Genomic DNA, 25,431 nt, shown 5'->3' with positions numbered 1-25,431 from the left:
TTATTCTAATCTTAGGCTCAGTCATACTACGTTGAATTCTGAAACAGAAACAATGTCTGTTGAAGTTGATGTAACTAACACGGGTGAAGTTGAAGGAAGAGAAGTTGTGCAGCTTTATGTAGCACCACACAAGGGAGTTATTTTACGCCCGATAAAAGAACTTAAAGGGTTTACTAAAGTTAACTTGAAACCTAATGAAACAAAAACCGTAACATTTGCTTTGGATAAGCGTTCGTTTGCTTACTGGAATCTTGAACTCAACGACTGGCATGTTGAAGACGGAAATTACGATATCGTAATAGGCAAAAATGTTCATGATGATGTACTCAAGCAAACTTTAAGCGTTCGTGGAATTACAATTTTCGTTGGCAAATTAACTGAATTGTCTACGATTGGAGATGTAATATTGAATCCAAAGGGTGCTGCTTACTGGGAAAAAATACAACCTCGTGTGATTGAAGGGGCGAAGCAGAAGGGATTTACAAGTGAAACAGATGTCGAAAACGAAAGCGACCATAGAACAGAAGTTATGTTCTCTTTACCAATAAACACTCTATGTTTTATTATACCTGACTATACTATTGATGAGTTAAATACCGCATTGGAAGAGATTAATAAGGATGATTGGCGAATTTATTAAGATGAACTTCCGTTCTGGCGGAAGGCTTATATCTTCCGTAAGCCCCTATCAAGGGGCTTTCGTCAGTTAGTTACAGAAGAGGAGACTATTATTGCTCTAAGCGATTCAAGAAACTGACATTTTAAAATTATGATCTGCTCTGTTGATTCAATTCCATTCTGAAAAACTCTCAATCCCCTCTGTATCAACATGTTTATGATGAAATTCCCCGAACACATTCAGCATGGTAATAAGTGTATTCACCTTGTTTCCATTGTTCGGAAAGAGGCATCGTGACATCACCTCGCCTAACAAAGGGAATTTTTTTATGGATACATCCAGGAAAAAACCTTCATCTGTACTCCTTAAAATTTCAATCAGAAGCTATGTTCTTTAAAGCTTCAGCTTGTGTTCAAATTCCTCTTAGTTAACTTGTGAATCTTTCTTATAAAGATTTTAGCATATGATCTGAAGAAAATCCTAAATTTAGAATAAGTTGCAACTGATTGTCAACTTCTTTAACGGATATAGAAAAATCTTGCGCAACCCATTCCATAACAACTCCCAGATAAGCGCTTCTTTGAAAAGCATAATAAAGATTAGAATTTATATGTTTCGAAGGATCTAACATAATTAATTCCTCGATCATCGTTTGAACATGTTTTGAATATTGATAATAGAACCGCATAGGTACATTTGGAGAAAAAATAAAGCGATAATAATAATCATGTAGTTGAACATGCATTAATAATTTTTCATACGAAGGCAATAAGCCCGTTCGTTCTATTTTTTTTTGATATGGGAACAAATCCTTTTCGACTTTCGTGATCAAATGCTCAGTGTAATCATTAAACAAATCATTTTTATCAACATAGTGGATATAGAAGGTGCTCCTGTTTACTTTTGCCAATTTACATATCTCCGAAACAGTCGATTGCTCAAATAAGGAATTTTTCAATAAAATTTCAATTGATAGGTATAAATTTTTCTTTGTTTTTAATATTCTTTTATCCATATAAATAACTCCTATTTATAAAATACGAAATAACAGACAACTACACACGATTTGTCGATTAGTTTTTGCATTACTTTATTATAATCGATGAGACAGTTGTCTATTAATTTTATCATAATATTGAGGGAGATGTTCAAATGAATAAAGTAGTGATTATTACTGGAGCGGCAACGGGTTTGGGGCGCTCGACAGCTTTAAAGTTAGCGGAGCAAGGATATAAATTATCTCTTGTTGATTTTAATGAGAATGATGGTAATCAAACTACGAACATGGTTAAAGAAAAAGGTGCTGAAGCAATTTTTGTGAAAGCAGATGTTTCTAATGAAAACGACGTCCAAAGTTATGTTACCAAAACTGTAGAAGCTTTTGGCAGAATTGATTTCTTTATTAATAATGCAGGCATTATGATTCCTTTCCGTTTAATTCATGAGTACTCTTCTGACGAGTATGATCGTTTGATGAATATCAACGTAAAAGGTGCATTCTTGGGAATTAAATATGTAATACCAGTAATGATTAAGAATGGAGGAGGAACAATCATAAATACAGTTTCCTCCAATTCATTTAAGCCAACGGCTTTCAACGGTATTTATGCTGCTTCAAAACATGCAATGGCAGGAATCACTAAATCAATTGGCCAAGACTATCAAAGTAAGTCAATCTTCGCTGTAGGCGTTGCTCCTAATAATATGCAAACTAATATTTCAGCAAACGCAGCTGTTACAATCAATGAAGATATCATTAAAGGAATCTCTGAAACAACAGGTCCAAATGTCTCAGCAACTCCCGAAGAAGTAGCGGAAGCAGTCATTTTTGCCATGACGAATGGGAAATTATTATCTGGTTCAATTGTAAATTGCGCTGGCGGTCAAATTTATAATTAAAGGTATTGAGAAGGAAAAGCAAACTGGTATATATGAAGTAGTTGTTGATTCCACGTAAATTTAACTTTAGGATGATTGTGGGCCGGTAAGTGGTACAAGCCACGATCGTGGCTTTATGGACAGGACTACATCGGTCAAGGCAGAAAACGACCTTTCTGTTCAGTTATAAATATGAACGAAGACATAACTCATTCACTAATAAACAGGAGTGAATGAGTTATGTCATTTGCATATCAAGTAACAGAGTTAGTAATCGTGTCGTTCCAAGTTAGGTTAGGAATTAGCGTATAAGTGGCAGCAGCATTCGGAACCGTAAAACTCCCGGACTCTGTAAGAGTTGCAATAGTGACACCGTCTTTTTTTGTAACCGACTACCGATACTTTAAGTGGGGTAGTGCGGGTTTGCGTAAAACTAACTCGACTGTCCAGTCAATCTTAACTTGATGTTGCCCGGGGCTTGGTGGACTTACTTCAAGCGTGAGAACATCGACTGCACCAGCACCGACCAGATTACCGTGTCGCTGTTTCGGTAGAAGTAGCAAAAAAGAGGATGGGCGAGAAGAGGCCTACATTTGATGGGCAACAACATCCTCCCATAGTTTTCACCGCCTTTCAATTGCTGACGGGATTGCTTAGTAGCAGTAGCTGATACACAATCAAAGATACGCCAAAGAGTGCTATTACTTCATTAATTTTCGAGTACCAACTAAATTTTCTTTGCCTTTTTACGCCGGACCAGGAAATGGCCTCTGCTAATGGATGTTCAGACTGCTTTTCACTTGATCCTATTAACGAAAGGAATTTTTCTAATTAATTCCTTCTTCAACTATTATATCTGTTAATTCAGGCTTACCATTAGTAACTTTACCTGTTTTGTCAACAACGACTGTATTGATATGGTGTGTTTGTTCAAGATGTTCTCCATAAATGAGTTTACTAATAAATGGCAGACTTATTTAGTGGTTTTGTTGTTTAAGATATCAGTGATTGTATAATTGTTTAAAATAGCTTTGAATTGCTCTTCAGCTTTAGTGACGATAAGTGAGATGAACATTTCTGTGCCTGTTTGGGGAACGGACCAGTAAGGTACTTCAGGTTCTTCACCCATTGCGGTATAGATGTCTTTAACGGTGATTTTATCGGGCGAGATTTGTAGAGAGTAGCCGCCATAACGTCCTCCTGTTGCTTGTACAATGCGAGTTTTGGTCAATTGAGCTAAAATTTTGCGCACAGAGGTTGCGTCCTCTCCTAGCGTTTCAGCAATCTGATTGCTTTTCACGATTGAATCCGATTGGGCTAGTATAACAATGGCTCGAACGGCTACATGAAACCATTTTGGTCCCAAATCTCCTGATTGAACTAATAGCTGCATAAATTCCTCCTTGAATATTATCAAAATATTATGTTGACAATTATACCATAAAATTGCTATCCTTTAATTGTGATTAATTAATCACAATTAAAGGATAGCAATTTAACAAAGGGGTGTTTGTTGAATGGCGAAAAGTAGTAAACATTTAGTGGATCCGGAATTAGTCTCGTTGTTGGATCTAACGTCCGAAGTGGAGTTAAATGAACAGTCTCTACCAGCGATTCGGGACGGATATATGGCGCAAATAGTTGGTAATGCAGGAGAAGTTAGGTATACAGAAAGATTTGTCGAAAACCCAAAAGACAAAAATGAAGTACGAATGCTTGTGTATGAGCCGGCAGACCGTTCCGAAAAAAAACCATTGTATTTTGACATTCACGGTGGCGGCATGGTGATGGGTACACCAGTTATGCAGGATCGAGCAAATGTAGAACTAATAAATGAACTAAATTGTGTCATTGTATCCGTAGATTATCGATTAGCACCCGAAACACCACACCCAGGGCCTATAGAGGATTGCTATATGGCATTAAAATGGGCATATGATCATGCAGATGAGCTTAATATTGATACAACTCGCATTATAGTGGGCGGCGCTAGTGCTGGTGGAGGTTTAGCGGCCTCACTAGCTATTTTAGCGCGTGATCGCGGGGAAGTCCCTATAATTTTTTCTGATTTAATACTCCCTATGTTAGACGATCGCACGTGCCTTAGTGAAGTGAATGAATATGCAGGTGAATTTGGCTGGACACGTCAAAACAACCGCTTTGGCTGGACGTCCCTACTCGGGCATGGGCCGGGTAAAGATGGCGTGTCTCCATATGCTGTACCAGCAAGAGTTGAGGATATGACTGGCTTACCGCCAACATTAATTGCAATTGGGGCACTGGATCTTTTTGTGGATGAATCGATTGATTATGCAACTAAATTGATTCGAGCAGGTATTCCAACAGAGTTACATGTATATCCAGGCCTATATCATGGTGGCGAAAAACCAGATGCACACGTTATTATGCAATTGAAGCAAGACCGTATTAGGGCTTTGAAAAGGGCGTTTTACGGCTGATAAATAGGGCTCGCTTATAGTTGATTTAATCAACTATAAGCGAGTTTTTTGAAGGTTGAATTCTGGGGATTCTTATGCCCCTGATGTGCCAGAGAAACAGACAGGCTTTCTAAAGGTAAAATGGCAGGTAAAGAGGTCGTTCAGCTTTATCTACGTGATGTGGAATCAACGGTCCCACGTCCACTTCAGGAACTGAAGGGATATGTGAAAGTTTCACTTCAGCTGGGGGAAGAGACGACCGAACATTATGAACTAGACAAAAGAGCATTTGCTTACTACGATGTTAAGCTGTAAGACTGGTACGTTGAGACAGGGGAATTCGACATTCAGGTCGTAGAATCATCTAGAAAGATTGAGTTTGTTGTAACTGTTGAGGTAGAATCGAGCTTATTCTTATAAAACGAATAACCAGACATTCTACTTTTGGGGAGTTGACGCAACATCCGTCGGAGCTGAAATTTTGGGAGCGCTGGGACAGTATGACTGGAATGAGGCTGGACTCGGCGAGGGAATGCAGGAAATGACTTTGGGTACCACACTGCATAATGCTGCACTAATGAGCAACGGCCAGTTCATATAAGAAACACCACAGAATATTCTTGCCGCCGTAAACAGTTGAACAACGAAGAATCTGAGTATGCCCGACGTTGGTGTCATTAAGCCCATTTATTTTATATTTGATCAAATTAAAGGGAAGGTCTAAAAATGACGGTTCCTTCATTTAGATTCTATGGTCGGCTCTACCAGCACTGATGTCTATCATATTAGTATCTACAGTGCCTGCCGAGGCATCGACTACTATAAAAACCATATATGCTTTAGCTACCGTAGCCTTTTGCGTCAGCCATTGTGTATACAGGCATTGCGATCACTTATGGAAGTTTGATGGCAATCCGAACCAGAAGTGTAGAGGAACGTGATAAAATGGGCCTTGCCCGTACCATCATTGGATATATTATAGGCATGATTATTTCTATCGCATTAATTCGGTGACTAATGTGCTTGGTGGTGATCAAGCCGCATGGATTATGGTTGCGTTGTGCTGGGGATCGTTTCCTTCATGGCATTGGTTCTGACATTCCTAGCTTCCAAAAAAACAATGTCAGTGTGAGTGTAGTTGAAAGTGACAACGTCCCTTTTTGGGAAAGTATCAAGCTCTTATTCATAAACAAATACTGGGTTATCATACTGTTTGCTCAATTATTGATCAACATGATGTATACGCTTTACGGCTCAACAGGAATCTATTACACAAAGTATATTCTTGGGATTGAAGATTTGATAGGAATCATGGGGGCAGTTGGATTGGTTCCCGTATTTTTAGGTTTCGTGATGGTAGGACCTATGATCAAAAAATTTGGACTTGCAAGAACAGCGCGGATTGGTATGATTTTCGGTATTGTTGCATCACTTATTCGTTGCTTTAAGCCATATAACTTTATCTTTATTACTCGGCGGCATCACAACACTGGCAACAATCCCAATGATGGTTGTTGGAGTGGTGTTAGTGAACAACACAGTGGAATACGGTGAATGGAAAGACTGGTAACGGTTAGTCGGGATGGTCAACAGCTCAAACATTTGTGTTATTCCTGATTAGGATGTTATGTAATCAGTTGCATGATGGGAATCATGTCACGTGAACGAGCTATAAAAAGTTGCAAAATAGAGGTTTTTGTGTTTCAGGAACAAAGTTCTTGCCTGAGCCTAGGATAAGAACAGATCCTACAAAGAATAACTATTTATAATAACATATACCCGTTTCATTAAGCTAACGGGCAGGATAGTTGCAATCATAGAGGAGACACGGGAGTTTCGTCGAATCAGTAACAGACCAATTCTGTGGCCATGGAGTGATTCGATGTATACTATCCGTGAACTGAAAACTAATGATCTATCTAGTATTTGTTCCTTTCCTCAAAACGAAGAGGAACTGATATTTTCATTCCCGAAAGTGGTGTTTCCTTTAACACCAGATCAAATTATTGAAACAATAACAAGCAGATTAAAGCCAACTGTCGTATTACATAATAATAATGTTATAGCCTTTGCATGTCTTTATGACGTTCAAGAAAATACATGCTCTCTTGGTAATGTAATTGTGTCATCGGAATATCGAGGGAAAGGAGTTGCTGTATTTCTTCTTCAAACTATATCTACAATCGCAAAAGAAGAATATAAAGTAGAAACGTTACAACTAGTTTGTCAGAACATTAATACACGTGGTTTGATTTTTTATAAAAAACAAGGTTTTAATCCAGTTGATCTATTCTGGAATCAGAGACAGTCAGGTGAATATGTAGTAGGAATTCGTATGCAAAAGTCACTTATCAGCATATGATTACTCAATAAATATGAATTCTAAGGTTTATTATTCAGTATTAGTCGTCTTCTGTAACATTATGCTTTAAGCTAACGGGAAACGTTAGCTCAATAAAACTAAGAAGGCATCAAAGGGATCAACTGCTGTTTACTAACAGGCTGACAATAGGGATCGTTGCAGAAATGCTAACGCTCCCTTTTTGTATGCTTTTACGAACGCTTTTAAAAAACAGACTAATTACTTCTGACAGGAAATAAGATAAAGGTCTTTCAAACGAAAGAATGAAAACTCCCAATCCATTTTAAGTAGAATACCTGGATTTTACAGGTTATTCCTTTTCGGTTGACAAGGAAGATAAATGGTGGTAAATTAGTTTCACAAGCTAATAGTTTCACAAGCTAATAGTTTCACGGTAAAATCATTTATGGAAAGGAGTTTTAATTTTGGATCGAAAACAGATGGAGCAATATATTGATGTGTATAGCCAATTTGTCCAATCCATAAACACGAGCATCGAGGCCATTCAGAAAAACATCTTTAAGGACAGTTTGGTTACCCCCGACCAATTTAATATTTTGAATGAAATCAATGTGAGGGGAATCTGCACGTCAAGTATGCTGGCTAAAGAAACTAACGTGAAAAAAAGTACGATTACAGCTACCATCAATCGCTTGGTTGAAAAAGGGGTGGTCAACCGGATTCCTGATGAACAAGATCGGCGTATCATCATCCTTCAGTTAACTGAAAAAGGGCAGCAAATTTTAATCGAGGGAAGAGCGAGGATATTTGATGCCTTAATGCCCTTAAGAAACAGCCTTACAATGGAAGAGTTTGAAAATCTAAACACGAGTTTATCTTCGATCGCTGCGCAATTAAAACAATTACAAAAAGGACTGAACCAAGATGAAGAATAAAGTAAGAGTTTATGCCGTATTAGCTGGGCTGGTTATTATCCTATTGACATGGAGCCAATCATTTTTCATCAACTACGTAATCCCGTTAGGGGTAGCCGCAATTGCCGTATCCTTAGTCAACGGATGGGTTATCAAGAAACATTCAGAAAAAAAAGTACAGCGTATGTTGATCGGGCTCACTACCTTGTTCCTCGTTGTAGAAATTTTGTGGATGCTCATTGACCACATTGTATTGTTTGTTATTGCACAAAGCACATTTGCGCTTATCGGATTAACGTTACTGGGGTTAGGCCTTGGCATCCAAGCGAACAAGAAGCGGAACTTTCCATCAGTAATCGCCGGAATCGGCAAGTGGGTTTTCCTATTAGGATTGCTCCTGATAACTTCCTCATTACTATTATTTACCGTTACGCCTAAACCAGTTACTTTATATTTGCAAAGTACTACTGGAGCAAAAAACACTTATCAAGCAGAGCCGTCTACAACCACAATTGTTGATGATAAATATCAATTAATAAGCAATATTCAATACGGAGAAAAGTATCCACGAAGTTTTTTATATATCATTACGCCATCTGGTCAATTTGACGAAAAACGTCCAACTTATTTTTATGTTCATGGTGGCGGTTTTATATTTGGAGACGCCATGGGAGGCGATCCTAACGCAGGTTCGGCTCAAAATTTAGCGTTGTACCAGTATGAAAAAATGATTGATCAAGGCTATAACGTCGTAACAATAAATTACGCCTATGCTCCTCAATATGTACACCCGACACCTATCAAGCAATTATCAGAAGCAGTGGAATTCATGCAAAAAAATGGAGCACAATACGGCATCAATATGCAGGATGTTGTCTTTGCAGGGGGGAGTGCAGGCGGGCATATCGCGGCAGAATTCACAACCATCCAAGCCAATCGGGGTTATGCAGAAGAAATTGGTATTGATCCGATTATCGAATTGGAGAATATTAAAGCTGTAGTGCTAGAATCAGCGCCGTTTGACGCAACTCGTGGTCATAAAACGGTAAAAGAGGATGTTGTCATTGACTATACCTTTGGTCAAAGTTTGGGTGCCTATTTCGATCTGCCAGTAGTCAGTGCTGATAAAGAAAAATTGGAACAGCTAAATTTAATTCCAAAAGCTACGAATAATTTCCCTCCAACTTTTATTAGTGACGGGAACACGGGTACATTTGCCGACCAGGCTGAAGACTATTACAACCGACTAAAAGAACTCGGCGTTAAAACCGATCTCTACATTCCTGATATTAAGGAAGGTGCAGAAGGTCATGGTTTTATGGTACAAAATATTGAGAGTAAAGCAGCAAAGACTTATCTGGATAGAAAATTCGATTTCTTAGAAAGCCTGGATTGAATTTGATCACCTTAAATACATTGAAATCAATTTCTTTTTAAAACTACTATCATAGAGGACGGAATGCTTATAAATCGCTCCGTCCTTTTCCAATTTAGTTTCTTTTCACTTCCCTAAATCGCTACAGCTAACTTAAAGACACCCTAACCATCCTGTTGAGACAGGATGGTTAGGGTGTCTAAATTCATATTCATTTACCTTTAGGGACACATTTCTCACTACTCAGCTTTTAACTGTATAACAAAAAGAAAGCGAACGGATTTTCCCTTCACTTTTACTTTCAGAGAAGGTGATGCTTTACTTACTTTGTTCAATGGGAACTACATTCTCAACTACAGCTTTTTCAGAACCTGATATCGTATTAGATTTTGTTCCCGTCTCGATTGTTAACCTCAGTATAACAAGGGCTACCAAAGTAATACCTCCAAAAGCATAAGCAACGTAACGCTTTAGCTTTGCATTACTTGGGAAGAACAAGAACACGGCAACAGCAATCATTGGAAACAAACTCCCTTCGTCAAAGTATTTATATTAATACAATTGTATACCTTTATGACGGTAGAGAACTATATTAGACTGACTATACCTCATTATCCTAACGGGCAGGTTAGTTCAATAACGATATGTTATAATATGGATAATTAAACCGCTTAAATTAAAAAAATCAGGAGTGATACTAGAATATGATAAGAGTAGATGTCGCATATGCATTGATTTATAACGAAGATACGGAAGAAATCCTGATGGTAAATAACAAAGGGGGCAGTTGGTCCCTTCCTGGTGGTGCAGTTGAAAAAGGAGAAACATTAGAACAGGCAGTAATTCGAGAGACTAAGGAAGAAACAGGACTAACCATTGAAGTTGAAAACATTGTAGCAATAAATGAGGCTTTTTTTAAGGAGAAGGGGCATCACGCTTTATTTATAACTTTTAAAGTGAGAATCATAGAAGGGGAAATTTCAATGCAAGATGAAGATGAAATTTCGGAAGTGAAATGGGTAGGTACACAAAGAGCTAATGAATTAATGCCTTATTTTACTACTGGTGTAGAAGAGTTACTTAAGTACTCATCAATTTATACTTTCCAAGGTTAAGTTAATCCTTTCCTCATTACCAACACATCAATAAGGAGTTGTTGGAATGTTAATAAACTGGTTTCTTATATCAATTTGCGGATTTATTATCTTCAGGTTATTTAATCTATACACAAAATCCTACTGGAGGAATGATTTGATAATAGCTGTAGCTCAAGGATTAGTTATTTCTTTAATCATGATTCTAATAGCAAATTAGTCATTAAACTAACGGGAAACGATAGCGTAACACAACTAAGAAAGCAGCTGATCAATGTGATCGGCTGCTTTTGTTCAACTAACGGGCAGGTTAGTTTAAAAATGGATGATTTCTCCAAATGACGTTAGAATGGTTATATGCCAATATTAGAGGGGGAAATCCATGCTTGATATTAAGCAAATTAAAGAGCTTATTCTCCATAGATATCCCAGAAGACTTGTTCCCGCATACTTTTTCCTTCAAAAGCCAAAAACCTTGATCAGTTGGACCCAGACTTTATATGTTGTGTTGTAAGAGTGGCTATACTATATTAATAAATATATAATGATATTTAAATCTTATCATTGTTATTATCGATAAATCTATTTACACATTCATATTAGACTGCGAGTGGTTTTGAATCGTAATAGCAACGTTGTAAAACTAACTTAATAACTGGTGGAGTTGGACGAATGAAAACAATTGCTGATATAGCTAAATTAGCAGGGGTGGCAAAAAGTACGGTTTCACGATATCTTAACGGAGGTTCTATTAGCGAATCAACTAACAGAAAAATTGAGCGGATAATAAATGAAACAGGATACGTACCTAATACGTTTGCCCAAAGCTTAAAAGCCAAGAAACCTAATATTATTGGAACGATAGTTCCTCGTTTGGACTCTTTCGCTTCTTCCCAGATCTTAATGGGGATTGACGAAAAATTGAGAGAATTGAATTATCAAATGTTGATTTCTAATACGAGTCAAGATTCAGAACGCGAGATGGAGAGCATTTATAGTTACTATAACCAAAAGGTGGCCGGAATCATATTGCTTGCAACGCAAATTTCGGATGCTCATTTGGCTGCTTTCAAAGAAATTAAACTTCCTGTGATCATTGTGGGTCAGCAACATGACGATGTTTACAGCTTGATTCACAACGATGAGGCTGCGGCTTATGACTTAGGAAAATACGTTTTGGAAAAAGGCCATCGAAAAATTGCTTACCTGGGCGTTAATGAGAAAGATATCGCTGTTGGAGTGAAGAGGAAAACAGGTTTTAAACGAGCGATAAAGGAAAAGGAGGATTGTGAAATTCGGTATTATGAAACAAGTTTTATTATCGAAGATGCTGTTAAAATTGCCGATGACATTATCGAGACTTTTGCGCCTTCTATTATAGTATGTGCTACTGACAACATTGCATTAGGGGCTTTAAAGGCTGCGCACTTAAAAGGGGTCAATGTTCCGTCAGATTTATCTATTACAGGGTTTGGGGGTTATGAAGTAACAGAAGTCATCTATCCGAGTCTTACTACCGTTAAGTTTAATTATAAAGATGCAGGGCGAATAGCAGCCGATAGCCTGACACAGTTGCTTACAGGTGGGGAAATCTCTTCGCTGATCTTATCCGAGTACAGTATCATTGAAAGGGAAAGCGTTGACAACAAATTTAGATGAGCATATAATACTCCCATGGAACCGGTTTCTTACAATAGGGATGGGGGAGCGGTTCTGAATGCAGTTGCATAAAGGCCGTTTCTTTTTTTATGAAATGGAACCGGTTCTGATGGAGGGGTGGTAAATGAGAAAGAGAAGAAAAGGAGAAAGAGAAGAAAAGGAGTCATAAAAAAGGTGAAACCTCCTTCAATATGTTCAGGCAAAATCCGAGTAAGTGGGGAACAGTTGCTGCATTAGATAGCCGTTAGCGAGCGATAGCTATATAACTCCTACAGCATGATTACACAAACGAAAGAGGGTTAAACTACATGGCATTGATTACAATGAATTATTTCTCGCTGGTCTTTCTAGACATGTAAAATTTAATGTGATTCTTCCTTTTGATGTTAACCTTTCCGGAGCACCGGAGCCTTATAAAACTTTATATTTTTTGCCAGGTTATAGTGCGAGTTCTACGGATATTTGTCATTCGATCACTCTTATGGGACAGTCGATGTATAAAGGGCTTGCGATCGTAATTCCGGATGGGGAAAATTCTTTTTATGTCGATCAGCCCCAAAGGAACGCTTATTACCCGAAATACATTGTCGAAGAATTAATGGAAGTAACCCGAAAATTGTTTCCCTTGTCCCTCAAAAGAGAGGATACCTTTATAGGAGGCCTTTCCATGGGGGGCTACGGAAGTCTGATGCTGGGGATGAAATATGGGGAAAAATTCAGTAGGATTATGGCCATGTCTCCGGCCGTCGATGTATACAAGTTGAGCGAAACGAATCTTTTCGAGAAGGATTTTCTTGATCATTTGTTTGAGAACGAAGAAAATTACATGAAGAATTACGATCCGACAATTTTGTTCGTTCAGGCTAAAAAATCTAATAGGGATATACCAGATTTATTCTTGTGCAGCGGAAGACAGGATGTCCTAGTGTATGAACAAGATGTACGTATTAGGGAGTACTTACACGAAGATAAAATCTCGCTCACTTACAAGGAAGACGATGGAGGTCACGATCCGATTTTCTGGAATAAGATGATCGGACATGGCGTCGATTTCTTACTCAAAGAGCAATAGGGAAGAAGATCGCTGTGCTTCTCTACGGTGTTTACCTAACTGAGTAAGGACGTTAAATATATCAAGAGTGAATATTGACATTAAAAATAGAGGATAATATAATAATTCCATGGAACCGGTTCTTTTTTTTCTCGAGAATCTTGATACTTTTTTTTGAAAGTTACGGAACCGGTTCCTATAGTGTGAGGGGAGATAGAGAAATGAGTCACAAAAAGCTTGCCGAAGACATTCTCCAATACGTTGGGGGAAAAGAAAATGTTTCAAACCTTACTCATTGTGCGACTCGGTTGAGGTTTAATTTGAAAGACAACAAAAAAGCCAATCAAGATGAATTGGAAAAGTTGGATATCTTAAAAGCCGTAGAAGCGGGGGGACAGTATCAGGTTATCGTTGGGCCTCACGTAGCAAGCGTATATAACGAAGTCGTAAAAATTGCCGACTTTGGAACGAATGCGGATACCGCTAACGAAAACCAGGAAAAGCCAAGCATGAAATCGCGCATATTCGATACGATATCCGGCAGCTTTACGCCTTTGATTCCGGTATTGTGCGGTTCGGGTCTGTTGAAAGCGCTTATAGCCATACTTACCGCAGTAGGCTGGCTTGCAACCGACAGCGGTACGTATGCGATCTTGTCGGCAGCTTCCAATGCAATCTTTTACTTCCTGCCGATTTTGCTCGGCATTACGGTAGGTTTAAAGCTTAAGGTTAACCCTTATATTGCTGCTACCATAGGCGCAGCTTTAATGGAACCCAACTTTACGGCGTTATTGCAAAGCGGAGGAAACAGTTCATTTGCCGGGATTCCCGTCATACCGATGAATTACTCGTCAACGGTGCTTCCTGTTTTTGCGGCTATTTGCATCTATTCGGTGTTAGAGAAATTCCTCAAAAAAATCATTCATGAGCAGCTGCACCTGATTTTTGTTCCGATGTTGGCTTTATTGGTGATGGTGCCTTTAACCGTAATCATTTTCGGACCATTCGGCGTATATGTCGGCGATCTGATTGCGAGCGGTACCATGCTCATTATGGATAAGAGTGCTATTTTGGCAGGGCTTGTACTCGGGGCCATCTGGGTGTTTGTCGTCATCTTGGGTCTGCATTGGGCATTCATTCCGATCTTTATCTCGAACATCACGGTCAACGGCAGCGACCAACTCTTGGGCATGCTGATCGTAACCATTTGGGTTGCTGGAGGACTCGCCCTAGGTGTCTTCTTGAAAACGAAGGATAAGAAGCTGAAAGCAATCGCATTGTCCTCGTTAATTCCCAATATCTTGTCGGGGATTTCGGAACCGGTTATTTACGGAATTATGATCCCGTATAGACGGGCTTTCATTATCGCCGCAGTCATGGGCGGAATTTCATCTGCTATTGGCGGAGCAATCGGAATCGGAGCCACTCAAGTGGCAGGCGGGGTCTTTACGATTCCTACATTCCTCCCCGTATGGTCTTATGTCATCTTAGTTTTAGGTTCCATTATTGTTACTGCGCTGGTTGTCCTCATGTTTGGATATGAAAGCAAAAAGGTAGGAAACACAGGGGACGACGTTTCTTCTGAAAAAGAAGCAAGTACGGAAATTCAACCAGTGACAAGCAGTACTGCGGTAAGTGAAGAGATCACCAGCCCATTGATCGGAACCGTCAAGCCGCTCAGCCAAGTCAACGATCCCGCCTTTTCATCGGGAGCTATGGGGCCTGGGATAGCCGTTGAACCTGCGGTGGGCACGGTATACTCTCCTGTAAACGGAATCGTTTCGCACGTCACAAAGACGTCCCATGCCATCATGATTACCTCGGAAAACGGAGCCGAACTTTTGATCCATGTCGGAATAGACACGGTCAAATTGAAAGGGCAATACTTCTCGGCACATGTTAAGCCGGGGGATGAAGTGAAGCGCCATGATGCACTTGTAAGTTTTGAGATCGAGAATATCAAAGCAGCGGGTTTTGAGGTCATTACTCCAGTCATTATTACCAATTCGGATTCATACAAAGAGATCCAAGAAAGCCGCAAAGAAAATGTCCAGACTCATGACGTCTTATTGAAGCTTTCGGTTTAGTATGCGGCTGTCAATTTCTACGAGGTTGGAGGTGAAGTTTTGAAAACCGAAAAAATTCAGTTGTTTGACGATAATGAGCACTCGAATTTATATACCTACATCTTGGACCCTCAAACTTCTTACATGGTGTATAAAAAAAGACCGGCGATCATTATATGCCCCGGCGGCGGATACTTGATGACGGCTACCAAAGAAGGGGAAGCGGTAGCCGCAAGATTTTTGTCAAAAGGATATCATACTTTTGTCCTTCGCTATAGCACGTATTTTAAAGAGCGAATGACGGATCTGAATGAGGTCCCTCCCATTAATGAACAGTCGCATTACCCCGGGCCGCTGATCGAGCTGATGGAATCGATCCGTCTCATCAAAGAACATGCGGAAGAATGGCACATTGATGCAGAGAACATTTTTGTACTGGGTTTTTCTGCAGGAGGCCATTTGGCGGCGTCCTTGGCGGTGAAGTGGGATGATAAAGACTTGTTGGATCGATTCCCCAAAGATGTATTCCCGTCCGTGTTCAAGCCAAAAGGAATTGTGCTGGGTTATCCGGCCTTGGATCTTGAAAGCGCAAGAGCAAACTTTCAGAACCATAAGAATCCGATGATACGGAGGCAAGGAGACTTTCTCTATGATGCCGTTTTCGGACATGACGCACCTTCGAAAGAGCAGCTCGATACCGTAAAGATCATCAATTATATTCGTGAAGATATGCCTTCCGTTTTTCTATGGCATACCTATGACGATGAAATCACAAGCCCAGAAGATTCGGTGGCATTGATTCACGAATTAATTCGGCACAGAATTAACTGCGAATTTCATTTGTTTGCAAAAGGAAAGCATGGCTTAGGACTCGGCGATGAAGTCTATGCGAACAGTAAAGATGATATCAATGAAGAAGTTTCAGCATGGGTAAACCTTGCAGACCAATGGTTGAAGCTGCAATGCAGGCAATGAAAGCATGAACAGGCACGTTAATGGAGCAATACACTATGATCTCCGATGGAATTGGTACCATCGGAGACCTTTATTTTATGCATGATTGAAGAAAGTTTAAGTGGAGTGATTCGCTAATTAAAGGAGCATTGAACATGGAATGGCAGATAGAAAATAAATATCGTCGATTAGAGGATGTAAGCCAGGAAGAAATGGATGCACTAGTATCCAAGGTCAATAGCTGCTCCTGGCGGCAAACCTATCATATACAACCGATTTCAGGTCTTCTGAATGATCCGAACGGTTTTTCTTTTTATAACGGAGAATATCATCTGTTTTATCAATGGCATCCACTCGGTCCTTTTCACGGACTCAAATACTGGTTTCATACGAAATCCAAAGATCTCGTCCACTGGGAAAATGTAGGGATCGGACTACGTCCGGATTCATATTTTGACAGCCACGGTGCGTACTCAGGCAGCTCCATTAAACATAACGGTCAATTATATTTGTTTTATACGGGTAACAGCCGCGATGAGCATTTGGTTCGGCATCCCTATCAATGTATAGCCATTATGAACGAGTATGGAGAAATTAAAAAGCTGGAACATCCGGTTATCGATAAAGTACCTGAAGGATATACGGAACATTACCGCGACCCCAAAGTATGGAAAGAAGGCGAAAGATTCTATGCGGTCATCGGTGCACAACGTACGGACGAAACGGGATGTTCCGTTCTATACAGTTCGCCCGATCTGCTCAACTGGAACTTCGAAGGCGAGATAAAAACGGGGTTACGTGAATTCGGATATATGTGGGAATGCCCGGACTATATTGAAATCGGCGAGCAGGGCCTATTCATATTTTCACCTCAAGGCATTGAACCCGAAGGAGAAGACCGTTATCGGAACATTTATCAATCCGGTTATGTACTGGGCGAGAAATTGAACTTGGACAATAAAGAATTAATGCACGGGGAGTTTGTCGAACTGGATAGGGGATTTGACTTTTATGCACCTCAAACGATGAAGGACGCCAAAGGAAGACGTCTTCTGGTAGGCTGGATGGGTCTACCCGACATCGATTATCCTTCGGATCAAAGTGGATGGTCGCACTGCTTGACGGTTCCCAGAGAACTGTCGATTGTCCATAACAAATTAGTGCAGAGACCTGTTCCGGAACTGCAGCTGCTCCGAAAGACGGAGAGCCAAGCAGCGGATACCGTCGTTGATGAAACAAAAGCTTTTGAAGGTTTTTCCGGTACGGTGTATGAATTGATCTGCGACTTCGAAAACGTCGATGCTTCGGAGTTCGGAATCGAATTTCGGGCGGGGGAAATGGAAAAAACCGTGATTAAATACGATACGATTCAACGAAAAGTCATATTGGATCGCAGTCGATCAGGGGAAAAGGTAGCGGAGGATTACGGGACAGAAAGAAAATGCGAGATGGATAGCGAGAACATCCAATTTCATTTATTCGTGGATTCTTCCTCAGTTGAAATTTTTGTGAATGACGGAGAGGAAGTCTTCACGTCCCGCATTTTCCCGGACATCAGCAGTAGGGAGATACGCTTTTTTGCAAAAGGCGGGCACGCTGGATTTAAGGCAGTAAAGTGGGACTACTAGAGAAGAGAATAACCAGAGAGCGAGTGTGAGTGGATGAAGAGCTTACTTGCCATTGGCGAAGTACTGATTGATTTTATTCCTTTGCAAAAAGGCATGGCATTGAAAGACGTTACTTCTTTTGAGCGTGTTCCCGGCGGTGCTCCAGCAAACGTGGCAGCCACTGTAGCGAAATTTGGCGGGAAAGGTTCACTGATTACCAAGGTGGGTGAAGATCCGTTTGGTGACTTTCTTCTGGAGCAGCTTGCGAATTCCGGCGTGCAAACAGATAAGATTGCAAGAACTAAAGCAGCCAATACGGGACTGGCGTTTGTATCGCTGAAGGAAGATGGAGAAAGGGATTTTTCGTTCTACCGTAATCCTTCCGCAGATTTACTGCTGAAAGATACCGAAATAGATGAAGAATGGTTCGGTCAAGGAGATATCTTGCATTTCTGTTCGGTAGACTTGGTACAGAGTCCAATGAAACAAGCGCATATCAAGGCTATTCGGACAGCCAAGGCTCATGGAGGAATCATCAGCTTTGACCCCAACGTTCGGCTGCCTCTCTGGGAGAGTCCGGAAGCATGCAGAAATACTATTCTGGATTTCATTCCCAAGTCCCAGATCGTAAAGATTTCCGATGAAGAGCTTGAGTTTATTACCGGAATAAGCGAGGAGAGAAAAGCCATAGAATCGCTCTTTGTCGGGGATGTCAAAGTTGTTGTTTTTACAAAAGGAGCTCAAGGGGCAGAGCTACACGTACAAAATAAAAAATTCACGTCAGTGGGATACTCTGTTCAAGTGGAAGATACAACAGGTGCAGGAGATGCGTTTATCGGAGGGTTCCTATACCAGCTGCTAAACAAGAACGCACGACGAGACAATTTGGAGGATATCGTAAACGAACACTACAATGAAATCCTTGCATTCGCCAATGCAAGCGGAGCATTAACCGCGACTGGAAAAGGGGCGATCTCTTCTATTCCGACCAAAGAACAAATCGATAAGCTCATAGAAAGCCGCCGAGGCGGAGAATCTTAACATGTAAGAGGGTGCTCTGTATGGACATTTATGATTATCGGGCGAAAAAGGATAGATTATTTGCTGAATATATACAATTAGAGAAAAGAAACGGAAAATCAGAAAAAACCTCTGTCCGAACATCGGTTGGTTATATCGATGCCTACATTTACCGACCTGCCAATCACCAAAACAAAGAACTGCCGATGTTCATTAATTTGCACGGTGGAGGATTTGTACTTGGGTATTGCGAACAGGACGGAAAGTACTGTCAACTGCTCGCAGATATTGCGAATTGTGCCGTAGTCAATGTGGATTATTGTTTGGCACCTGAGAATAAATTTCCTGCTGCCATCGAATCGACTTATGAGGTTATCCAACATTTAAAAGATAATGCAGCAAGATACGGGCTAAATCCAGAAAAAATAATTATAGGTGGCCATAGTGCAGGAGGGAACATTAGCGCAGCCTTGGTTTTGCTGTCGATTAAGAAGCGGGTGAATCTGTTCTCGGGGCTGATTCTGAATTATGCATTATTGGATTTATCAAAAAGAGAAAAGAAAATAATTGATCCCACTAAAGCCATGTCAAGCGATCGATTTAAACAATACATGGAATGGTATATCGCGGATGAGAAGGATAGGGTCAATGAATTGGCTTCCCCATTGCTTGCAAAAGACGTATCTGCATTTCCGCCGACATTGATCCTATCCGCTTACTTTGATTCTTTTCGAGAAGAGGAAGAAGAGTTCGCCGATAATTTGAGACGCTCTAACATTCCTGTTGATTATTATTGTTTCGAAGACTGCAGCCACGGATTTACTCATGATATTTTTACGGAATATAACGCCAAAATGGCAAATAGAGCCTGGGATACTATGGGGATGTTTTTAAGCCATAGATTCAATGAACAAGACTCTGAATAAAGGAGACTGGACATGAAACTAATCGTAAACGCCGATGATTTTGCTTTAACGATGGGGGTTACTCAAGGGATCATCAAGGGGATGAAAGAAGGCTTGATTACTGATACGTCCGTATTGGTTAACGCCAAATCCTTTGACGAGTCCATTCAGTTGGCAAAGGAAAATGGAATTACTTCCATGGGTGTACACTTAACGCTAACTTTTTCAAAACCGCTGTTACCCAGATCCGAAGTGAAAAGTATTGTAGATGATCATGGCGATTTTTTTAGAAAGCCGCATTTAATTCCTAAAACATATAACAAAAACGAAGTCTACTGTGAGCTCAAAGCCCAAATCGAAAAGTTTCTCTCGACTGGTATGGAACTGAACCATTTAGACACCCATCATGGCTTTAGTGCCTTGGATGCAACAATGATTGAAGTTGTTACAGGTCTTGCAAAAGAATATAACGTACCTTTGCGAAGGGATGATCTTTTATCAGATGATCGTGAATTAAAAGAGCTGTTTTTGTCTTCGGTTGCCGGGACGGATTTGACGACCCATTTATACGTGTTGTCCGGCGACAAGAAGGAACAGCGGATCGTTTCCATACTTGCAGCTCATAAGGACACACCAGATACGGTCGAAATTGCTTGTCATCCGGGCTTGGTAGACGAAGACCTGCTGCGTATCTCCTCCTTGACTTATGAACGGGAAGAAGACCTCAAAGCCTTTGTGAGTGAACAAGTTATGGCTTACGTGAAGGATCACCATATCGAGCTGATCCGTTACGGCGAACTGAAATAAATTTGAATTCCGGAAAGGAGAGGCAGTATGAAGGTAGCTTTTTGCAAAGAAAGAATCAACCCGTCACTCCCTTGTCATATGGAAGGATACGCCGATCGAATATCCAAGGAACAACATGACGATCTTGAACTTCATTCTCTATTGATCGAGAGTAACAAAATGATTCTATTTCATGTTCTTGACGTGATTCTTATCGAAAAAAAATTGAGTGACCGAATAAAAGCAACCCTGTCCGGCAGATTCTCGATTCCGGAAGACCAGATTATTATAGAGGCTACTCATACACATTCCGGACCGAAGGTCTCGTCTATTATTTATCCTGAGATTGCACCGTCAGAAGAATACCTACAATCCATAATCAGTGCGGTCGTAGAAAATACGGAGTACTGTCTAAAAAATATAACAGAAGCAAAAGCCTTTTACGGGACGTGTGAAGTAAACGAATTTTACGGGAATCGAAACGGTGTTTCCTTGCCCTTTAACAATAAGGCATATACGTTGCAATTTAGGGACCTGTGCGATAATCCCTTGGTGAGTTTTATTAATCTATCCTGTCATCCAACGGTTCTTTCTCCCGAGGAGCATCGGATTTCGAGTGACTTTATCGGTGTTTTAAGAGATGAATATAAAAGACAGACCGGAATTCCGGCAATCGTGGTTAATGGCGAATGCGGAGATGTGAGTACCCGGTTCACCAGGCAGGGACAAGATTTCAACGAAGTAGAACGAGTGGGTAAAGGGATTGCCGCATCTTTAGTGAAAACAAAAGACTTCACGGAAATTTTATTCAAAAACCTGTCGGCATCGAGTTACACCCTAGAAGTCGATTACGAGCAGTACGAAGGGTTTCCAATAGAGAAGGATGCGCTTATCCGTTTAAATGCAGACAAACCTACAGCCTACGTATACGAGACGGATGGCTTCCGGTTTGTAACTATTCCAGGGGAACTTGTGTACAACTTGGGGCTATTACTTCGGTCCAAAGACAACAAGCCCATGTTCATCAACGCATATGTCAACGAATTTAATGGGTATGCGGTTGATCGCGAACAATACGGAAAATTTTACGAGACCAGTATGTCTAATTATCCTGTTGGAAAGGCAGATGAAATGGTAGAAGGAATACGATCGTTATACCGTTGAGTAGGTAGAATATCAATGCAGCAGCTTGTGCTCAAGGTGTACTGCTGTGTGGCAAAGTCGCGTATACGTGAATAGCTGAGTTGGGACACGGATCTTCTCGAGTCCCTTCTTGCTTGGTTAATGTTAGTTCAACAGATGATTTGAAAAGCAAAGCAGAGCAACACTTTAAAGAACAAGAGATTCAAAAGTCGTTTCTTGATTCTCTAATTTCAACAGTATGTGATAAGACAGAGATAATCACTGGAAATAGTGAGCTGAATAATAATTCCTTTATTGAAATGAATGAGGTTTTTAAAGAGATAGCAGCAGCGGTACTTGCTCAAAGTAATTCAACACAAGATATATATGGATCTGTAAAATGGATATTAGCATGGAAGAGATGAACATTGTAATAAAAAAATTAAAAAAGGAATCGAATAACACAAGAGATCTCTCTGAATTGGGACAAAAACAGATATTAGAACTAACATCTACAATTGAAGAATTCAGGATTGATATTCAGGAAATGATAAAGGATATTGCTGGGTTAATTGATGAATTAAAACAGACCCATAAATTTAGTGATACTATTAAAGAGATTGCCAACACAACCAACTTGTTAGCTTTAAATGCAAGTATTGAAGCAGCACGTGCTGGCGAAGCTGGAAGGGGGTTTTCTGTTGTTGCAGTTGAAATACGAAAATTAGCAGAGTTGTCCACTTTATCTACTGAAAAGATCTCGGAACAATTGAGTTTATTTTCTGAAAAGTCAGAGAAAACAAGAACAAAAATGGAGCTGATTGCACATAGAATGTCAGAAAGCTATAAAATGACTGAGCAGACTTCTAATATATTTGAAGAAATCAATATAGCGATCATTAACTTAAATAATCTTACTCTAAGCAATGATAGAATAGGATCCAAAATCACACATGATATCAAAACAATAAAAATTTCAACACATGAACTAGTATCCATTAGTGAAGAGACAGGTGCTTCAATTGAATAAATTACGGCAACACTTGAAAATTGAGTGAATTATAATGATGGAATTTTACTTAGTTTAAAACATATTGAAAAGATCTTAATAGATAGAGATATTGACACTAAAATTGGATGATTTAATACAACATTAAGGTGTATCATCTATTCAGACTGTAAAATAATTGTTGTCTTCTTGAAACCCTATATATTCTTATAGGGTTTCTTTTTTTACCTTGAGGAGATTATTGTCGCTTAATGATGACCGAGTTCGCAAACAAAGCTGAAAAAGTACGGTTCAACGAAAAGCATGGCAAGCTTCAAGAAGGAATATGAGATACTAAAGAGCATTAATCACCCCCATATCACGGGGGATATGAAATCAATGAAGCATATTACATTATTGAAAATACTAAATTTTTTTTGGGAGAATACGTTCTAAATAATGAACTCTCAGATTCAGGCCTGGCATGCTTGCATGATCATGAGGATCAGATCATTCATCGGGATTTAAAACCGTCATATGCCCAGATTGGATATTTCTGGAACTACGTTTACCACAAGCACACTCCCCGTTATGTATTGGAATGTTATGCCAATATGAAGGGTTTTTTGCTCCGAATTCTACGTATCAGGATCGAGGATATGCGGAGTTTGGTAAAGACCGTACCAGAGTCAGGAACTCCTCAGGTAGCGTGTATGGCCTTTTAAATCCCGAAACTGCAATTACGAAATCATCCAATGCTTTTATGATTGACATGATCGGGGAACCGTTATGGAACAAGTATAATGTTGAAGGAATTAAAGTATGGGACAGGTATATGAAAGAATTTGGTTTGGGCGTTGATACTGGAATTGACTTACCAAAAGAATTTAGAGGGAGAATTGAATATAACCAGGAAAACCAATCTGCACTCACAGGCTTAGCATTTGCTTCATTTGGACAACAAGGAAAATATACAACGATGCAGCTTGCACAATATACCGTGATGTTAGCTAATAAAGGAGCACGTCTAGAACCACACCTGGTCAAAGAAATACGTGACCCGGAATGCAATATAGTTAAAAAAGTTAAACCGAAAATACTGAATACAGCAAAGTATGATGACAGATACTGGCGTACCATTCAACGTGGAATGTCTACGAGTGTAGATGCCGCGTTCAGTGGATTTCCTTATGATTTCGCAAGAAAGACAGGCACCTCTCAACAAACCATTTATATCAATGGTCAGTCAATTAATGTGAGAACGGGGTGTTCATCGCCTTTGCACCTCGTGAGAATCCAAAACTTGCAGTAGCCGTGGTTGTACCTGAAGGAGGATACGGATCAAGTAGCGCAGCTCCTATTGTTCGTGAAATTTTTGATGCCTACGAAAAGGAATATGGACTGGATACCAATCTTCAGTAATAAGACCCTCTGGGTCAAAGTGAAGGCTGAACAAAGATCAACTGTTTCGTGTACGGAGAATCAAAGGTAAAGCAAGAGGGGGGGCTATTAATAGATGTGGAAAGCCGTGTACAATGGATTTGCAGAAATTGTTGACTAAAACTTCAGCAAAATGCATCAGAACAACCAAGACATAGTGAAGTATAGTTGTTGATTGTTACTTAGAAAGCAATGTAAAATTCCATTATTATGGCAGAGCGTCATTTGCACATGAATATATATTGTGTTATCCTTCGGGTAAAGAATTGTGATCACTCTCCATAGCAGTGTTCAGGAAGAGGTTACGATTGAAGAGTTTGCTACTTTAGATGAAGAAGATTAAAAACTGCTTACCACATTAAATCATCTCTTTGGGGGATTAAAATGAGTAAAACTAATGAAGAGTTTATTAAACAAATGCGAGTTGATGACCTCTCGAAAGTGAAACTCATGGCTCCTTCGGTTGATGGTGGTCCTGATCGCGAAGTAACCGTTGTTTACCAGCGAAAGGCAAACTATGGCTTGCCGTCATTCCTCAAAGTTAAATAAAACGATTTTAATAAAAAGCCAGCGTTTAAATGTTGGCTTTTATCTTCATATGTGAAGATAAACTGAATTTTCTTAGAATAGAAGCGGATACCATGAGCAACCGGAATAAAGAGAAGCTCTGATCATCATTCAAGCAACCAATGATATGGCGAACTGGATGCATCCTCAAAATCAAAAATAATAAAATACACTGTTCGCTCACGCAGAATTGGATCGACAGCGGCAGCGTTAAGATATCATACTATCAATGGTCTTAAATAGACTTTGAAACTTTAATGTTTGTGAGAAGAAAGTTTGCCGTTCATTTGAAATGATGCGAATAAAAACTCCGGGCACGGTATAATGAATAAAAATGAGACCGTTTCTCGTTTAAATGATAAGCTCCCCATATTGTAGACAGGTGAAATAATAAAATCCTGTTACTATATGGGGAGCATTTTTATGCAACAAAAGAAGTTTACGGCACTTGAAAAATTGAATATTTTGCAAGAAATCGAAGGTGGCGAACTTGGTTTAAAAGCTGTGGCTCAAAAATACGGATTATCCAAAACATCTGTAGTCGGCCTCAGTCCCAATGAATTCAGGACCAAGGCCGCTTAACCATCTTTTATTTTTTGTATTGTCTACTTGACGGGGTGCAGTT

General features: G+C 39.8%; 25 protein-coding genes and 1 pseudogene. 23 read left to right on the top strand and 3 right to left on the bottom strand.

Translation table 11 applies throughout. The features are described from left to right. The first annotated feature begins 52 nt into the window (after positions 1 to 52). Entirely contained in the window at positions 53 to 640 is a 588-nt protein-coding gene (locus tag FE296_RS33855; protein ID WP_263364299.1) for a fibronectin type III-like domain-contianing protein, read from the top strand. Between the two features lie 424 nt (positions 641 to 1,064). Here FE296_RS33855 and FE296_RS26155 read toward each other — a convergent pair whose 3' ends face one another. Next, positions 1,065 to 1,634 carry a TetR/AcrR family transcriptional regulator gene (locus FE296_RS26155; RefSeq protein WP_150366857.1) on the bottom strand — a complete coding sequence of 190 codons (570 nt, stop codon included), beginning with the start codon at positions 1,632 to 1,634 and terminating at the stop codon, positions 1,065 to 1,067. A gap of 137 nt (positions 1,635 to 1,771) precedes the next feature. On the opposite strand from FE296_RS26155, the gene FE296_RS26150 reads away from it, so the two are divergent. After that, positions 1,772 to 2,518: an SDR family NAD(P)-dependent oxidoreductase gene (locus FE296_RS26150; RefSeq protein ID WP_150366856.1), complete on the top strand. Its 747-nt coding sequence runs from the start codon at positions 1,772 to 1,774 to the stop codon at positions 2,516 to 2,518. A 952-nt stretch (positions 2,519 to 3,470) separates the two neighbouring features. On the opposite strand, the gene FE296_RS26140 is transcribed toward FE296_RS26150, so the two are convergent. Continuing rightward, the gene (locus FE296_RS26140) at positions 3,471 to 3,890 is read right to left on the bottom strand and encodes an Rrf2 family transcriptional regulator (RefSeq protein ID WP_150366855.1); all 420 of its coding nucleotides are present in this window, start codon (positions 3,888 to 3,890) and stop codon (positions 3,471 to 3,473) included. Between the two features lie 124 nt (positions 3,891 to 4,014). Here FE296_RS26140 and FE296_RS26135 point away from each other — a divergent pair, with 124 nt between their 5' ends. From FE296_RS26135 to FE296_RS26110, 6 genes are all read left to right on the top strand, one after another. Then, the gene (locus tag FE296_RS26135; RefSeq protein ID WP_150366853.1) at positions 4,015 to 4,956 is read left to right on the top strand and encodes an alpha/beta hydrolase; all 942 of its coding nucleotides are present in this window, start codon (positions 4,015 to 4,017) and stop codon (positions 4,954 to 4,956) included. Between the two features lie 120 nt (positions 4,957 to 5,076). Beyond that, on the top strand, positions 5,077 to 5,250 hold the full coding sequence (locus FE296_RS26130) for a fibronectin type III-like domain-contianing protein (protein WP_150366851.1): 174 nt from the start codon (positions 5,077 to 5,079) through the stop codon (positions 5,248 to 5,250). A 711-nt stretch (positions 5,251 to 5,961) separates the two neighbouring features. Next, entirely contained in the window at positions 5,962 to 6,489 is a 528-nt protein-coding gene (locus FE296_RS26125) for an MFS transporter (protein WP_223869126.1), read from the top strand. A 328-nt stretch (positions 6,490 to 6,817) separates the two neighbouring features. Next, positions 6,818 to 7,297, top strand: a complete 480-nt coding sequence (locus FE296_RS26120) for a GNAT family N-acetyltransferase (RefSeq protein ID WP_150366848.1) — start codon at positions 6,818 to 6,820, stop codon at positions 7,295 to 7,297. A 425-nt stretch (positions 7,298 to 7,722) separates the two neighbouring features. Beyond that, complete coding sequence (locus FE296_RS26115; protein WP_150366846.1) at positions 7,723 to 8,193, top strand: MarR family winged helix-turn-helix transcriptional regulator; 471 nt, start codon at positions 7,723 to 7,725, stop codon at positions 8,191 to 8,193. Then, positions 8,183 to 9,568, top strand: coding sequence for an alpha/beta hydrolase (locus FE296_RS26110; RefSeq protein ID WP_150366845.1), 1,386 nt, complete (start codon positions 8,183 to 8,185; stop codon positions 9,566 to 9,568). Before FE296_RS26115 ends, FE296_RS26110 begins: the two co-directional genes overlap by 11 nt. A 297-nt stretch (positions 9,569 to 9,865) precedes the next feature. Here FE296_RS26110 and FE296_RS26105 read toward each other — a convergent pair whose 3' ends face one another. Continuing rightward, positions 9,866 to 10,066, bottom strand: coding sequence for a hypothetical protein (locus tag FE296_RS26105; RefSeq protein ID WP_150366844.1), 201 nt, complete (start codon positions 10,064 to 10,066; stop codon positions 9,866 to 9,868). Positions 10,067 to 10,251: 185 nt separating this feature from the next. Here FE296_RS26105 and FE296_RS26100 point away from each other — a divergent pair, with 185 nt between their 5' ends. The 15 genes and pseudogenes from FE296_RS26100 (at position 10,252) to FE296_RS33015 (ending at position 25,388) form a co-directional block, all read left to right on the top strand. Beyond that, positions 10,252 to 10,662, top strand: a complete 411-nt coding sequence (locus tag FE296_RS26100) for an NUDIX hydrolase (RefSeq protein ID WP_150366842.1) — start codon at positions 10,252 to 10,254, stop codon at positions 10,660 to 10,662. 651 nt (positions 10,663 to 11,313) lie between these two features. Next, positions 11,314 to 12,300, top strand: coding sequence for a LacI family DNA-binding transcriptional regulator (locus tag FE296_RS26095; RefSeq protein ID WP_150366840.1), 987 nt, complete (start codon positions 11,314 to 11,316; stop codon positions 12,298 to 12,300). Between the two features lie 313 nt (positions 12,301 to 12,613). Next, entirely contained in the window at positions 12,614 to 13,372 is a 759-nt protein-coding gene (locus FE296_RS26090; protein WP_150366838.1) for an alpha/beta hydrolase, read from the top strand. Between the two features lie 200 nt (positions 13,373 to 13,572). Further along, positions 13,573 to 15,438: a beta-glucoside-specific PTS transporter subunit IIABC gene (locus FE296_RS26085; RefSeq protein WP_150366836.1), complete on the top strand. Its 1,866-nt coding sequence runs from the start codon at positions 13,573 to 13,575 to the stop codon at positions 15,436 to 15,438. A 39-nt stretch (positions 15,439 to 15,477) separates the two neighbouring features. Beyond that, positions 15,478 to 16,392: an alpha/beta hydrolase gene (locus tag FE296_RS26080; RefSeq protein ID WP_150366834.1), complete on the top strand. Its 915-nt coding sequence runs from the start codon at positions 15,478 to 15,480 to the stop codon at positions 16,390 to 16,392. Positions 16,393 to 16,526: 134 nt separating this feature from the next. Then, positions 16,527 to 17,999, top strand: coding sequence for a glycoside hydrolase family 32 protein (locus FE296_RS26075; protein WP_150366832.1), 1,473 nt, complete (start codon positions 16,527 to 16,529; stop codon positions 17,997 to 17,999). A 33-nt stretch (positions 18,000 to 18,032) separates the two neighbouring features. Continuing rightward, on the top strand, positions 18,033 to 19,019 hold the full coding sequence (locus FE296_RS26070) for a carbohydrate kinase family protein (RefSeq protein WP_150366830.1): 987 nt from the start codon (positions 18,033 to 18,035) through the stop codon (positions 19,017 to 19,019). Between the two features lie 20 nt (positions 19,020 to 19,039). Further along, positions 19,040 to 19,924 (top strand): alpha/beta hydrolase, encoded by an 885-nt coding sequence (locus tag FE296_RS26065; RefSeq protein ID WP_150366829.1) that lies wholly within the window; start codon positions 19,040 to 19,042, stop codon positions 19,922 to 19,924. Positions 19,925 to 19,936: 12 nt separating this feature from the next. Beyond that, positions 19,937 to 20,710, top strand: a complete 774-nt coding sequence (locus FE296_RS26060; RefSeq protein WP_150366828.1) for a ChbG/HpnK family deacetylase — start codon at positions 19,937 to 19,939, stop codon at positions 20,708 to 20,710. A gap of 27 nt (positions 20,711 to 20,737) precedes the next feature. Continuing rightward, positions 20,738 to 21,853: a hypothetical protein gene (locus FE296_RS26055; protein ID WP_150366827.1), complete on the top strand. Its 1,116-nt coding sequence runs from the start codon at positions 20,738 to 20,740 to the stop codon at positions 21,851 to 21,853. 113 nt (positions 21,854 to 21,966) lie between these two features. After that, the gene (locus tag FE296_RS26050) at positions 21,967 to 22,236 is read left to right on the top strand and encodes a hypothetical protein (RefSeq protein ID WP_150366826.1); all 270 of its coding nucleotides are present in this window, start codon (positions 21,967 to 21,969) and stop codon (positions 22,234 to 22,236) included. Further along, positions 22,212 to 22,841: a methyl-accepting chemotaxis protein gene (locus tag FE296_RS26045; protein WP_150366824.1), complete on the top strand. Its 630-nt coding sequence runs from the start codon at positions 22,212 to 22,214 to the stop codon at positions 22,839 to 22,841. The genes FE296_RS26050 and FE296_RS26045 overlap by 25 nt, the downstream gene beginning before the upstream one ends. A 574-nt stretch (positions 22,842 to 23,415) precedes the next feature. Next, positions 23,416 to 24,221, top strand: a pseudogene (locus FE296_RS26040) (penicillin-binding transpeptidase domain-containing protein); the annotation flags it as partial. Positions 24,222 to 24,623: 402 nt separating this feature from the next. Then, complete coding sequence (locus FE296_RS33020; RefSeq protein ID WP_190945553.1) at positions 24,624 to 24,788, top strand: hypothetical protein; 165 nt, start codon at positions 24,624 to 24,626, stop codon at positions 24,786 to 24,788. Between the two features lie 441 nt (positions 24,789 to 25,229). Then, on the top strand, positions 25,230 to 25,388 hold the full coding sequence (locus tag FE296_RS33015; protein WP_190945551.1) for a hypothetical protein: 159 nt from the start codon (positions 25,230 to 25,232) through the stop codon (positions 25,386 to 25,388). The last annotated feature ends 43 nt before the right edge of the window (positions 25,389 to 25,431 follow it).

Origin of the sequence: Paenibacillus sp. UASWS1643, from assembly GCF_008693195.1 — a bacterium.
Lineage (GTDB): Bacteria > Bacillota > Bacilli > Paenibacillales > Paenibacillaceae > Paenibacillus > Paenibacillus amylolyticus_B.
This window is presented reverse-complemented; position numbering and strand designations above follow the sequence as displayed.

Coding starts and splice junctions, on each gene's coding strand:
- FE296_RS26130 (WP_150366851.1), top strand. CDS start 5,077: ATGGCAGGTAAAGAGGTCGTTCAGCTTTATCTACGTGATGTGGAATCA.
- FE296_RS26095 (WP_150366840.1), top strand. CDS start 11,314: ATGAAAACAATTGCTGATATAGCTAAATTAGCAGGGGTGGCAAAAAGT.
- FE296_RS26075 (WP_150366832.1), top strand. CDS start 16,527: ATGGAATGGCAGATAGAAAATAAATATCGTCGATTAGAGGATGTAAGC.
- FE296_RS26150 (WP_150366856.1), top strand. CDS start 1,772: ATGAATAAAGTAGTGATTATTACTGGAGCGGCAACGGGTTTGGGGCGC.
- FE296_RS33015 (WP_190945551.1), top strand. CDS start 25,230: ATGCAACAAAAGAAGTTTACGGCACTTGAAAAATTGAATATTTTGCAA.
- FE296_RS26100 (WP_150366842.1), top strand. CDS start 10,252: ATGATAAGAGTAGATGTCGCATATGCATTGATTTATAACGAAGATACG.
- FE296_RS26065 (WP_150366829.1), top strand. CDS start 19,040: ATGGACATTTATGATTATCGGGCGAAAAAGGATAGATTATTTGCTGAA.
- FE296_RS26155 (WP_150366857.1), bottom strand. CDS start 1,634: ATGGATAAAAGAATATTAAAAACAAAGAAAAATTTATACCTATCAATT.
- FE296_RS26135 (WP_150366853.1), top strand. CDS start 4,015: ATGGCGAAAAGTAGTAAACATTTAGTGGATCCGGAATTAGTCTCGTTG.
- FE296_RS26070 (WP_150366830.1), top strand. CDS start 18,033: ATGAAGAGCTTACTTGCCATTGGCGAAGTACTGATTGATTTTATTCCT.
- FE296_RS26085 (WP_150366836.1), top strand. CDS start 13,573: ATGAGTCACAAAAAGCTTGCCGAAGACATTCTCCAATACGTTGGGGGA.
- FE296_RS26055 (WP_150366827.1), top strand. CDS start 20,738: ATGAAGGTAGCTTTTTGCAAAGAAAGAATCAACCCGTCACTCCCTTGT.
- FE296_RS26140 (WP_150366855.1), bottom strand. CDS start 3,890: ATGCAGCTATTAGTTCAATCAGGAGATTTGGGACCAAAATGGTTTCAT.
- FE296_RS26045 (WP_150366824.1), top strand. CDS start 22,212: ATGGATATTAGCATGGAAGAGATGAACATTGTAATAAAAAAATTAAAA.
- FE296_RS26105 (WP_150366844.1), bottom strand. CDS start 10,066: ATGATTGCTGTTGCCGTGTTCTTGTTCTTCCCAAGTAATGCAAAGCTA.
- FE296_RS26110 (WP_150366845.1), top strand. CDS start 8,183: ATGAAGAATAAAGTAAGAGTTTATGCCGTATTAGCTGGGCTGGTTATT.
- FE296_RS33855 (WP_263364299.1), top strand. CDS start 53: ATGTCTGTTGAAGTTGATGTAACTAACACGGGTGAAGTTGAAGGAAGA.
- FE296_RS33020 (WP_190945553.1), top strand. CDS start 24,624: ATGAGTAAAACTAATGAAGAGTTTATTAAACAAATGCGAGTTGATGAC.
- FE296_RS26120 (WP_150366848.1), top strand. CDS start 6,818: ATGTATACTATCCGTGAACTGAAAACTAATGATCTATCTAGTATTTGT.
- FE296_RS26060 (WP_150366828.1), top strand. CDS start 19,937: ATGAAACTAATCGTAAACGCCGATGATTTTGCTTTAACGATGGGGGTT.